This is a genomic window from Streptomyces sp. CC53 (genome assembly GCF_001865245.1).
Taxonomy (GTDB): Bacteria; Actinomycetota; Actinomycetes; order Streptomycetales; family Streptomycetaceae; genus Streptomyces.
Genome location: NZ_MKXB01000137.1, coordinates 63,872 through 76,114 on the forward strand (window position 1 = coordinate 63,872; position 12,243 = coordinate 76,114).

Here is a 12,243-nt window from a genome sequence, read left to right on the forward strand (position 1 = left end):
TCAGGGGGCGTCCTCCGGCACGTCGGGCTCCTCGTTGCCGGGGTCCGGTACGTAGCGGAGGACGCCCCACATGCTGTGCGGGTCGGGGACGTCGTGCGGTCCGGCGACCGTGCAGCCGTCGAGGGCCTTGCGCAGCGCCTCCCCGTCGGTGCCGGACCCGATGAGCACCAGCTGGGTGAGGCGCGGTTCGCCGGGCGGCCAGGGATGCGGGGAGAACCGCAGGAACCGGCCGACGGCGTGCAGGGTGTAGCGGTTGGCGGGGTCGGCGCTGCCGAAGTCGACGAATCCCTTGATGCGGTAGAGCCCGTCGGGGCGGGAGTCCAGGAACTCCATGAGGCGGCGCGGGTGCAGGGGCGCCTCGGCGGTGAAGGACACCGTGTCGTAAGCCGCGTGGGGGTGCCGGGCATGGTCGTGGGCGGCGTCGTACGCCTCGGCGTACAGGTCCTCGAAGGAGAGCTGGCGCCCGCCGACCAGCTCGTCCTCGGTCCTGGCGGCGCGGTCGAAGAGCAGTTCCGGGTCGATCCGGCCGTACGCGGCGTCCACGACGGCGGCGGGTCCGGCCAGCCCGGCGACGGTGTCGCGTACCCGCGCGAGTTCGCCGGCCGGGACGCGGTCGGCCTTGTTCACGACGACGAGGTCCGCGAGGGCCAGGTGCCGGTCGGTCTCGGGATGGCGGCCGCGGGTGGCGTCGAACTCGGCGGCGTCGACGACCAGCACGAGACCGCCGTAGACGATCCGTGCGTTGTCGCTGGCGAGGACCATCCTGACCAGTTCCTGCGGCTCGGCGAGCCCGCTGGCCTCGATGACGATCACGTCGATGCCGGTGGAGGGCCGGGTGAGGACGTCCAGGTAGGTGTCGAGTTCGCTCGCGTCGACGGCGCAGCACAGGCAGCCGTTGCCGAGGGAGACCGTGGAGCCGACCTGCCCGGCGACGGTCATGGCGTCGATCTCGATGGATCCGAAGTCGTTGACCATGACCCCGATGCGGGTGCCGCGCGCGGTGCGCAGCAGGTGGTTGAGCAGGGTCGTCTTGCCGGATCCGAGGAAGCCCGCGAGGACGACTACCGGGATCTGCTGCGGGCGTTGCTGCAGGCTCAAGAGGCACCTTCCTGTCGATGGCCGCCTCTCAGGATAGGCAGGGCGCCGCAGTACGGCCTCAGGCCGCAGGGTGGTGGGCCGTCGCGGGGGCGTGGTGCCCTGGCGGGCGTGGTGCCCTGGCGGGGCACATCCGGGGGCACACACGGCCACCGGGGCTCCGGTCCCGTCCGGCCGGGCCCGGCTGGCGGCCCGTGCCGGGTGACGGCGCCCACGGCCCGGGCGACGGCCGGGACCCGGCCGTTCCGGCGGGCGGCCTTGCCCGATCCGGCCGCCCGGCGGCTCTCGTGGGGCACGGCGGCCGCGGCGAGGGGGCTCCGGTCTGTCCCTGCCGAGCCCGCCCTGCTGCCCCGTGCGCATCCGCCTGGACGCGCGACACGGGAAGGGACGCGGCAGGGCCCGTCAGACGGCTCCGGCGCCTGTGAGGGCGCGGACCTCCGTCTCCGCGTGCTTCGCGGCGTCCGGCGGCTCGGGGGACGTGACCGTGCCGAGCCATCCCGCGAGGAAGCCGAGCGGGATGGAGACCACGCCCGGGTTCTGCAGCGGGAAGACATGGAAGTCCACGCCCGGGAAGAGTGCGCCGGGGCTGCCGGAGACCACCGGCGACAGCGCGACGAGCAGGACGGCCGGCACGAGCCCGCCGTAGACGGCCCACACCGCCCCACGCACGGTGAACCGGCGCCAGAACAGCGCGTACAGCAGGACGGGCAGGTTCGCCGAGGCGGCCACCGCGAAGGCCAGCCCGACGAGGAAGGCCACGTTCAGGTTCTGCGCGAGCAGTCCGAGCCCGATGGCGACCGCGCCGATCGCGACGGACGCCACCCGGGCGACGGCGACCTCGCTGTACGGCGCCCCGCCCCAGCGCCGGGCCAGCGACGCGTACAGGTCGTGCGCCACGGAGGTGGACGAGGCCAGGGTGATGCCCGCGACGACGGCGAGGATCGTCGCGAACGCCACCGCGGCGACGACCCCGAACAGCACTGCGCCGCCCGTGGAGCCCGCTCCCCCGCCGAGGTGCAGGGCGAGCAGGGGCACGGCGGTGTTTCCCGCGGCGTTCGAGTCCCGAACGGCGTCGCTGCCGAGGAGGGCCGCCGCGCCGAAGCCGAGCACGATCGTCATCAGGTAGAAGCTGCCGATGAGGCCGATCGACCAGACGGTGGAGCGGCGGGCGGAGCGTGCCGTCGGCACGGTGTAGAAGCGGGCGAGGATGTGCGGCAGCCCGGCCGTGCCGAGGACGAGGGCGAGACCGAGGCTGATGAAGTCCAGCCGGGCGGTCCAGTCGGTGCCGTACGCCAGGCCCGGGGCCAGGAAGTCCCGGCCGTGGCCGCTGCGGTCGGCCGCCGTGGTGAGCAGCGCGTCCATGTCGCCGTGGAAGCGCAGCAGGACGAGTCCGGTGAGGGTGAGCGCGCCCGCCATGAGCAGCACGGCTTTGACGATCTGGATCCAGGTGGTGGCGCGCATTCCGCCCAGCGACACGTAGACGATCATCAGGGCGCCGACGCCGACGACGGTCCACGAGCGTGCGGCCCCGCTCGTCCCGCCGAGGAGGAGGGCCACGAGGCTGCCCGCGCCGACCATCTGGGCGACCAGGTAGAGAACGGACACGGACACCGAGGAGGTTCCCACCGCGGTGCGGATCCTCGGCTCGCCCATGCGGGCGGCGATGACGTCGGCGAGGGTGAAGCGGCCGCAGTTGCGGACGAGTTCGGCGACGAGCAGCAGGACGACCAGCCAGGCCACGAGGAAGCCGACGGAATACAGCATCCCGTCGTAGCCGTAGAGGGCGATGAGCCCGGAGATGCCGAGGAAGGACGCGGCGGACATGTAGTCACCGGCGATGGCGAAACCGTTCTCCATCGGGGAGAAGAGGCGCCCGCCCGCGTAGAACTCCTCGGCGGAGCCCCGCCGCCGGCGGCCGGCCCAGGTGGTGATGGCGAGCGTCACGGCGACGAAGGCGCTGAACAGCACCAGGGCGAGGGTCTGGTGGTCGCCGGTCACCGCTGGGCCTCCCGGGTCAGCTGCTGCGTGTCCCAGCGGAGGTCGAGCGCGGCGCGGTCGCGGTGGACCCGGGCGTGCCGGGCGTAGGCCCAGGTGAGGGCGAAGGTGGTGACGAACTGCGCGAGGCAGGCGACCATCGCCACGTTCACCGCGCCCGCCACGGGGAGGGCCATCACGCCGGGGGCGACGGTGGCCGCGACGACGTAGGCCAGGTACCACCCGAGGAACGCCGCGGTGGCGGGCAGGACGAACCGCCGGTAGCGGCTGCGCACTTCCTGGAATGCGGGGCTCCGCTGCACGTCGAGGTAGATCTCGGCCGTGCTGCGGGGCGGCGCCGCGGGGTCCGGTTCCGGCCGCGGCCTCGGGGCGGCGGCCGGAACCGTCCCGGTCTGCTCGCCCCAGCCGGACGCCAGCGTGTCGTACCAAGGGTCCTCGATCCGCGTCGCAGCGGCGTCGAGTCCTTCCCACTTGTCCACCGGTCAACTCTCCTTGTCAGCGAACCGTTTCGGCCGCGTTGCCCAAGGATGGACAGAACGGGAAGATCTCGGACTCTTCTCTCCGCGCACTTCACCCCATCAGGTGACGCAGGCTGACGGAGAGAGGAACGGGGCCCAGGACGACCGCGCGGAGAGCCACGAGACCGGGCAGCAACGGGCCGGGAAGGACGCAGCGGAGGGGGCAGGCCGGGAGTGGCACGGCACCGCGCCGAGCGGCTGCGGCGCCGAGTGGCCGCCGGGCATCCGGCCCGGACGGGGCCGCGGAGGGCGACGGGCGCCAGCGGAGCATCGGAGGAGCACGGCCGAGGGGGCGGGGCGGGGAAGCGGCGCAGAGGGGGACGGACGGGACAGAGGGACGGGTGGGGAACGGCGAGCCCGCCGCCGGAGGGCTCCGGCCGGCGGGCTCGTCCCCGGGCGGTGACGGGTCAGGCGTCGATGCGGGAGCGGTCGAGGGTCGCGGCGGAGCTGGTGATGAACTCCTTGCGAGGTGCCACCTCGTTGCCCATGAGCAGGTCGAAGACCTGCTCCGCCGCCTCCAGGTCGCCGATGTTGATGCGGCGCAGGGTGCGGTGGCGCGGGTCCATGGTGGTTTCGGCCAGCTGGTCGGCGTCCATCTCGCCAAGGCCCTTGTAACGCTGGATGGAGTCCTTGTAGCGGACGCCCTTGCGCTGGAACTCCAGGAGTGTCTGGCGCAGCTCGCTGTCGGAGTACGTGTAGACGTACTTGTCCTGGCCCCTCTTGGGCTGGACGAGCTCGATGCGGTGCAGCGGCGGTACGGCGGCGAAGACCCGCCCGGCCTCCACCATGGGCCGCATGTAGCGCTGGAAGAGCGTGAGGAGCAGGCAGCGGATGTGCGCGCCGTCGACGTCGGCGTCCACGAGGAGCACGATCTTGCCGTACCGGGCTGCGTCAAGGTCGAAGGTACGGCCGGATCCAGCCCCTATGACCTGGATGATCGCGCCGCACTCGGCGTTCTTCAGCATGTCCGAGACGGACGACTTCTGGACGTTGAGGATCTTGCCTCGAATGGGCAGCAGCGCCTGGAACTCGCTGTTCCGGGCGAGCTTGGCCGTGCCGAGCGCGGAGTCGCCCTCGACGATGAACAGCTCGCTGCGCTCGACGTCGTCGCTGCGGCAGTCCGCGAGCTTCGCCGGCAGGGAGGAGGTCTCCAGGGCCGTCTTGCGGCGCTGGGCCTCCTTGTGCTGGCGCGCCGCGATCCGGGTGCGGGCGGCGGCGACGACCTTCTCCAGGACGGCACGGGCCTGGGCCTTGGCGTCGCGCTTGGTGGAGGTCAGGAATGCCTTGAGCTCCTTGGCGACGACGTTGGCCACGATCCGGTTGGCGGCGGAGGTGCCGAGCACCTCCTTGGTCTGGCCCTCGAACTGCGGCTCGGCCAGCCGCACGGTCACGACGGCGGTCAGGCCCTCCAGGGCGTCGTCCTTGACGACGTCGTCCTCGGCGACCCGCAGCAGCTTGCTGGACCGCAGCACCTCGTTGACGGTCTTCGTGACGGCGCGCTCGAAGCCGGTGACGTGGGTGCCGCCCTTGGGCGTGGCGATGATGTTGACGAACGAGCGGACGGTGCTGTCGTAGCCGGTGCCCCAGCGCAGGGCGACGTCGACGCCGAGCTCCCGGGTGACCTCGGTGGGCGTCATGTGGCCGCGCTCGTCGAGGACGGGGACGGTCTCCTTGAAGGTGCCCTGCCCGGTGAGACGCAGCACGTCGCAGACCGGCTTGTCCTGGCCGAGGTACTCGCAGAACTCGCTGATGCCGCCGTCGAAGCGGAAGATCTCCTGGCTCTTGCCGATGCCTTCGAGGTCGCGGTCGTCGCGGACGACGATGGTGAGGCCGGGCACCAGGAAGGCCGTCTGGCGGGCCCTCTGGTGCAGGGTCTCCAGGGACAGCTTCGCGTCCTTGAGGAAGATCTGGCGGTCCGCCCAGTAGCGCACGCGCGTGCCGGTGCGGGTCTTCGGGACCCGCTTGGCCTTGCGCAGGCCGCCCGTCGGGTCGAAGGGCGCGTCGGGGCCGGACTCGGTGAAGATGCCGGGCACGCCGCGGCGGAAGCTGATCGCGTGGGTGTGGCCGCCGCGGTCGACCTCCACGTCCAGGCGGGACGAGAGGGCGTTCACGACGGAGGCGCCCACGCCGTGCAGTCCGCCCGAGGCGGCGTACGAGCCGCCGCCGAACTTGCCGCCGGCGTGCAGCTTGGTCATGACGACCTCGACGCCGGAGAGGCCCGTCTTCGGCTCGACGTCGACGGGGATGCCCCGCCCGTTGTCCCGGACCTCCACCGACCCGTCGTCGTGCAGGACGACCTCGATGTGGTCGCAGTAGCCGCCCAGGGCCTCGTCGACGGAGTTGTCGATGATCTCCCAGATGCAGTGCATCAGGCCCCTGCTGTCGGTGGACCCGATGTACATGCCGGGGCGCTTGCGGACCGCCTCAAGGCCCTCAAGTACGAGCAGGTGCCGCGCGGTGTAGTTGGAACCGTCACGGTCTGCTGTCAGCAGAGCACTGGACGGAACGGACGTTTCGGCGGTCACGCGGTTCGCTCCTCGCTGAATTTGAGTTCTGGCCCCGTGGGGTAAGGCTCGGCGTCTGTCGCCGGTCCGAGCGTACAGAGCCCTGGTAGAGCGGTTGTCACGCCACCCTCGCGAACGCTCATGCTAGTCCAGGGTCGCATACGTGTTCGATCCCTCGTGCGGGTGACGTGGACATCACGTTCCCTTCCAGGCATGAACCATTTAGGCTCCGGGCACGTCCTCATGCACAACCGGCAACCCGGCCGGGAGGACGTACGAGGCAAGCAACGCGAAACCCGTAACGCACAGCGAGACAGCAATACGGCTCATTCGCCGCCAACCGGCAGCAGACGGCCAGACACCCCTCCTTCGAAAAAGTTTCGAGGAAAAGCCGCGAGCGGGAACGTTTTCGGCCTGGTTGGATGTTGACCCTGGTACGACAGCTCGTCGAGCTAGAGAAGAGGCGACGTGACTACTGTTCTGACCCCCGCGAGCCCGCTGACGGCCGCCGACCGCTGCGACCGCTGCGGCGCCCAGGCATATCTGCGCGTCGTGCTGACCAGCGGTGGCGAACTGCTCTTCTGCGCCCACCACGGCCGCAAGTTCGAGCCGGAGCTGAAGAAGATCGCCGCGGAGATACAGGATGAGACGGACCGGCTCACCACCGTGCCGGCCGGCGCAGCCACCGAGGACCGCTGACACGCGCATCCACGACGAGCCAGCAGCCGGTCGAGGACCGGCCGACGGGCGGCCGTCCCTGACCCGGGGAACGCCGCCCGTCCTCGCATCCGCACATCTCCTCCCCCGGGCCGGTCACCGGTCGCGCCCGGGCCCGGCAGCACACCCGGCGCCAGGGCCCCACGGCGTCGGTCGGCAGCCCATGCCCTTCACGCTGCCTTCGCACGCCGAGCCGGTCTTCTCCCCCGTCACCCGTGGCATCCGCAGCGGGCCGGCTGCACGGGCCTGTACGGCCCGCGTTCGGGCGACGGCGCCGAGCACCGCCGCAGCGCACCTCGGGGCCGCGGAGCCGCCTCCCCGGTACGGCGAGCCGGCCGGCCGCGCTCAGACCCTGGGCAGCACCGTCGCGGCGCGGGTGTAGACCCCGGGGCTGTCCGCCCTGCCGCAGCCGCTGCCCCACGAGACCAGACCGATGAGCCGCCCGCGGGCCACCAGCGGCCCGCCGCTGTCGCCCTGGCAGGCGTCCCGCCCGCCCTGCGGGTCTCCGGCGCACAGCATCGTGTCCGGGAGATAGCGCACACCCAGCCCGCCCGGGTACGCCCGCTCGCACGCCGCGTCCGGCAGCACACCGACCGTCGAGGCGCGCAGCCCGTACGCGTACGTCCCGAAGCCCGTGGTGTCCCCCCAGCCGTACACCCGTGCTTCCGTGCCCGGCTCGTAGGCGGGGTCCCCCGTCCGCGCGACGGGCAGGACGTGCACGGCCGGAAGCGGCTCTGCCAGCGTGAGGACGGCTGCGTCGCCCGCGTTGGTCTCCGGGTCGTACGCGGGGTTGACGACGACCTCCTTGACGTCGATCTCCCGTCCGCCGCCACTGCGCAGTTCGGTGCGGCCCACGATGACCTTGAGGTCGCGGATGTCGGCCGGGTCCACCCCGAGTACCTCCTCCTGGAGGCAGTGCGCCGCAGTGGCCACCCTGGCCGGGGCGATGACCACGCCCCCGCAGAACTGCCCCGACCTGATACGGCCGAACCGGTCACGGCTGGCCAACGCCACCACCCACGGGGCCTCGGAGGTGCTCGCCGCCTGCCCTCCGACCACCACGCCGTCAGCGGCTGCGGGCACGGGCACCACCAGCGGCGCGAACGCCGCCGCGGCAGCGAGGAAGGCGGCCGTGGCGCGCTTCCGGCCGCGTGAATGACGCGCGTACGGCTGACGGGCACGTCGCACGGACGACGAACGAGGCACACGAGGCATACGAGCTCCTGACTCCCTGAATCCTGTCGTGCACTCAGAGTCAGGCAGGACGGAGGGCGGCGCACCCCGCGCAACGCCGAAACCCGGCCCTTCCCCCGAAGAACCGGGCGCACACCGCCGGGGCCCGGCTCCCTCTCGGAAGCCGGGCCCCGGCGGTGCTGGTGTTCGCGCTGCGGTCAGTCCAGGTAGTCCCGGAGGACCTGGGAACGCGACGGGTGGCGCAGCTTCGACATGGTCTTGGACTCGATCTGGCGGATCCGCTCGCGGGTCACGCCGTAGACCTTGCCGATCTCGTCCAGCGTCTTCGGCTGGCCGTCGGTGAGGCCGAAGCGCATGGAGACGACGCCGGCCTCCCGCTCCGACAGGGTGTCTAGCACCGAGTGCAGCTGCTCCTGGAGGAGGGTGAAGCTGACGGCGTCGGCGGGGACAACCGCTTCGGAGTCCTCGATGAGGTCGCCGAACTCGCTGTCGCCGTCCTCGCCGAGCGGGGTGTGCAGGGAGATGGGCTCCCGGCCGTACTTCTGGACCTCGATGACCTTCTCCGGGGTCATGTCGAGTTCCTTGGCCAGCTCCTCCGGGGTGGGCTCGCGGCCCAGGTCCTGGAGCATCTGGCGCTGGACGCGCGCGAGCTTGTTGATGACCTCGACCATGTGCACCGGGATACGGATGGTGCGGGCCTGGTCGGCCATGGCTCGGGTGATCGCCTGACGGATCCACCAGGTGGCGTACGTGGAGAACTTGTAGCCCTTGGTGTAGTCGAACTTCTCGACGGCACGGATGAGGCCGAGGTTGCCCTCCTGGATCAGGTCCAGGAAGAGCATGCCGCGGCCGGTGTAGCGCTTGGCGAGGGAGACGACCAGTCGGAGGTTGGCCTCCAGCAGGTGGTTCTTGGCGCGACGGCCGTCCTCGGCGATGATCTCCAGCTCGCGCTTGAGCTTCGGCGCCAGCTTGTCGGCGTTCGCGAGCTTGTCCTCGGCGAACAGACCGGCCTCGATGCGCTTGGCGAGCTCGACCTCCTGCTCGGCGTTGAGCAGCGGGACCTTGCCGATCTGCTTGAGGTAGTCCTTGACCGGGTCGGCCGTGGCACCGGCGACGGCGACCTGCTGGGCGGGGGCGTCGTCCTCGTCCTCGTCGGACAGGACGAAGCCCTTGGCCTCGCCCTCGGGCTCCTCCTCCTCGCCCTTGCCGGGCTGCACCTCTTCGAGGAGTTCGTCGGCGTCGAGGAGTTCCTCGCCGTCCTTCTTGGCGGTCGTCTTCTTGGCCGCCGTCTTCTTGGCGACGGTCTTCTTCGCCGCCGTCTTCTTCGCGGCGGTCTTCTTGGCGGGCGCGGCACCGGCCTCGTCGGCCGGGGTGTCCTCGCCCTGGGCCGCCGCAACCGCCGCGTCGGTCGACGCGGCCGGCTTGGCCGCGGTCTTCCTGGCGGTGACGGTCTTCGTGGCGGTGCGCTTTGCCGGGCTCTTCGCTGCGACGCTCTTGCGGGCGCGCTTCGGCGACTCCGCTGCACTGACCATCAGCGTCACACCCTCTTCCTCGAGGATCTGATTGAGGCTGCGCAGAACATTCTTCCACTGGGTTGGCGGAATCTGGTCAGCCTCGAAGGCCCGACGCACGTCATCGCCCGCGATCTGCCCCGCAGCCTTTCCCCGCTCGATGAGCGCCATCACAGACTTGGACTCGGCGATCTCCGGCGGGAGCGTACGCGATGTGCTGGCCGACACGAACAACCTCTCGGAACGATGGGAAACGGCTTCCGGCCCCGCCCGGGAACGGGCCGGAGCCGACGACCGCCGGCGAGGGATGGCCGACGACGCGGGCTGAACCTCGGAGGTGGACAGCGCCGTCCACGGCAGCTGTATTCCCTCCTCGGCTGTCACCTCTTAGGTCATCGCCGTGCTCCGCGGAGCGTTACGCCCGTTCCGCGTGGCCCGAGTCACATCCCGAGACAGGAGGAAACGACCTAATGCGGCAAATGCCCATCAATCGCGCCGGCAACCCCGGAGTTCCGGCGCCCGCCGGGACCGGCGCGGCCGAAGCCCGACGCGGGCGGGTGCCCCGGGGGTCCGGCAACACGCCTCCGTGCGGCGCCTGAGCGGAGTCGACGTGGTCACGTTCCGCAGTTCAGTGCTCACGCGGAGCAGGGACGACCCGCTCCACGTCGGGCTGGACGGTGAGGAGCTGACGCATGGCGCCTTCCGCAGCCTGTCCGTCGCCGGCGGCCAGGGCCTCCACGATCCGGGCGTGGTGGGTCAGGCACGCCTCTCCGGGGCGGTCGCAGCTGATCGCGGGGGCGCCGGAGACCTGGAGGGCCGCGGAGACGATGCCGGAGAGGTGCTCCAGCATGCGGTTGCCGGCGAGCTGGATGACGAGGGAGTGGAACTCGGCGTCGGCGCGGGAGAACGTGAGGGCGTCGCCCTGCCCGAGGGCGTGACCCATGATCTCGACCATGTCGGCGAGGCGGCGCTGGACGTCCTCACGTCCGTGCCCGGCGGCCAGCCGGGCGGCCAGGGGCTCGATGGTCCAGCGCAGCTCGGCGAGCTCGCGGCGCTGGTCGTCGCGCTGGGGGCCGAAGGCCCGCCACTCGATGATGTCGGGGTCCAGGAGGTTCCAGTCCCCGACCGGGCGGACCCGGGTGCCGACGTTCGGGCGTGCACTGACGAGGCCCTTGGCCTCCAGGACGCGCAGCGACTCGCGGACGACGGTGCGGGACACCTCGAAGCGCTGGCCGATCTCTTCCGGAACCAGCGGGCGGTCGGCTCCGAGATCCCCGGAGACGATCATCTGGCCGAGCTGCTGGACGAGTTGGCCGTGGAGCCCGCGGCCGCGGCTGGCACCGCCGCGGCGGCCCATCCGGCCCAACTCCGTTTCTGCGGCGTCCCACGCCGGGGCGGGGGCGCGCTCCGGGGCGGACGCCTCCGCGTAGGGGTAGCGGTCCAGTCCGCCCGGGCCGGCGAGGGGGGCCTCGGCGGAGCGGGCGGCGGTCATCATGGTGTGCGCAAGGGTACTCACGCCTCCTTTGTCGGCGCGGGTTCCTGGCCCCTTGAGGTCTTTGGTGAAAAGCACACGAAAGGGTGATCGGTGCCCGTTGCCTAATTGACGCCTTATCGGAAGGAAGCGGGCAATTTCTATGGCGTCACGACCGATCGGGCCGGATCGGTCGACGCCTGGACGCAGGCGATCAACCTCCAGCCCGGCGCCGTAGCCGGGGGAACAGAAACGCGCAGACGAGCGCCGCCAACGACAAGGCCAGAGCGGCGGCGACGGGTTGGGCGAGGACCCGCACCGCGCCCTCCAGCCAGTGGTCGGTCTCCTGTGGCCGGCGGGCCCAGGTGAACTCCCTCAACCGCGCCGGCAGCCCGGTGGCCGCACGGGCGGGAGCACCGGTGAGGACCCGCTCCACGAGCGGGGCGACGAGGACGGGAACGGACAGGACCGCCGCGACGCCCGCCGCCGTCACACGGAACACCCCGGCGGCCAGCAGCCCGGCCCAGCCGCATCCGACGAGCAGTCCCGCCCATGCCGTGCACAGGCCGGGCCAGTTCGCCGGCACTGGGATCAGTGGGCCGCCGTACACCAGCCGCAGGGCTTCCAGGTCGACGACGATCACCGCCACCCCCAGCAGCAGGGCGAGGACGGCCGTGACGAGGAGTTTGGCGGCCAGCAGCCCGAGACGGCGGGGCGCCGCCCCGAGGGCGTGCTGCAGGACCGGGTAGCGGAACTCGTGCCCGTAGGAGAGGGCGCCCAGGAGTCCGGCGGCGAGCGCGGCAGGCGGCAGGGGCAGCAGGTCCGGCCAGGCCGCCAGGACGACGTGGTGAAGGGCACCGCCCCTTCGCGCCGACAGCACGGCCACCGCCGCCGAGACGAGGAGCGCGGCGACGACGGTCAGCGGGGTCGAGGGCACGCCGGTCATCCGCCGCACCTCGTACCGCAACGGCCACAACGGCCCGCGGCGCGGCCCCGCGCCGCACCGAGCGACCGCGCGCAGTCCGCCCCGCGGGGTGGGGTGGCGCGGGGCGGTGCGGCCGGACGGCGGGCAGGGGCGGTCCGGGGGCGAGGGACGGGAATGCGCGGGCCCAGGGGGTGCGGGCCGGGGACACGCGGACTGCGCACCTGCGGGCGCTGAGGGTGCCGGGCGGGCGGATGAGCGGTGGTCGGAGGGCTCGGGGACGGGGGCGTGGACTTCGGGGGCGGGTACGGCGGGG

The 12,243-nt window shown here is 72.0% G+C and carries 9 protein-coding genes; 1 reads left to right on the forward strand and 8 read right to left on the reverse strand.

Annotation, left to right across the window (positions count from 1 at the left end):
• From BJP40_RS12755 to BJP40_RS12770, 4 genes are all read right to left on the reverse strand, one after another.
• Positions 1-1,098 (reverse strand): GTP-binding protein, encoded by a 1,098-nt coding sequence (locus BJP40_RS12755; protein ID WP_071280463.1) that lies wholly within the window; start codon positions 1,096-1,098, stop codon positions 1-3.
• A 399-nt stretch (positions 1,099-1,497) separates the two neighbouring features.
• On the reverse strand, positions 1,498-3,093 hold the full coding sequence (locus tag BJP40_RS12760) for a cation acetate symporter (RefSeq protein WP_071280464.1): 1,596 nt from the start codon (positions 3,091-3,093) through the stop codon (positions 1,498-1,500).
• Entirely contained in the window at positions 3,090-3,569 is a 480-nt protein-coding gene (locus BJP40_RS12765; protein WP_071280465.1) for a DUF485 domain-containing protein, read from the reverse strand. The genes BJP40_RS12760 and BJP40_RS12765 overlap by 4 nt, the downstream gene beginning before the upstream one ends.
• Positions 3,570-4,015: 446 nt before the next feature.
• A complete protein-coding gene (locus tag BJP40_RS12770) occupies positions 4,016-6,133 on the reverse strand; it encodes a type IIA DNA topoisomerase subunit B (protein ID WP_071275188.1) in 2,118 nt (705 codons plus the stop codon).
• Positions 6,134-6,580: 447 nt separating this feature from the next.
• Here BJP40_RS12770 and BJP40_RS12775 point away from each other — a divergent pair, with 447 nt between their 5' ends.
• The gene (locus BJP40_RS12775; protein WP_071275191.1) at positions 6,581-6,811 is read left to right on the forward strand and encodes a hypothetical protein; all 231 of its coding nucleotides are present in this window, start codon (positions 6,581-6,583) and stop codon (positions 6,809-6,811) included.
• A 363-nt stretch (positions 6,812-7,174) separates the two neighbouring features.
• Here the strand turns inward: BJP40_RS12775 and BJP40_RS12780 are convergent, their stop codons facing one another.
• The 4 genes from BJP40_RS12780 to BJP40_RS35495 form a co-directional block, all read right to left on the reverse strand.
• On the reverse strand, positions 7,175-7,912 hold the full coding sequence (locus BJP40_RS12780; RefSeq protein ID WP_371258631.1) for a serine protease: 738 nt from the start codon (positions 7,910-7,912) through the stop codon (positions 7,175-7,177).
• 308 nt (positions 7,913-8,220) lie between these two features.
• Positions 8,221-9,762: an RNA polymerase sigma factor gene (locus tag BJP40_RS12785; protein ID WP_071280467.1), complete on the reverse strand. Its 1,542-nt coding sequence runs from the start codon at positions 9,760-9,762 to the stop codon at positions 8,221-8,223.
• 400 nt (positions 9,763-10,162) lie between these two features.
• On the reverse strand, positions 10,163-11,104 hold the full coding sequence (locus BJP40_RS12790) for a FadR/GntR family transcriptional regulator (protein WP_079171127.1): 942 nt from the start codon (positions 11,102-11,104) through the stop codon (positions 10,163-10,165).
• Positions 11,105-11,219: 115 nt separating this feature from the next.
• Positions 11,220-11,951 carry a hypothetical protein gene (locus tag BJP40_RS35495; RefSeq protein WP_319020069.1) on the reverse strand — a complete coding sequence of 244 codons (732 nt, stop codon included), beginning with the start codon at positions 11,949-11,951 and terminating at the stop codon, positions 11,220-11,222.
• Positions 11,952-12,243 lie beyond the last annotated feature (292 nt).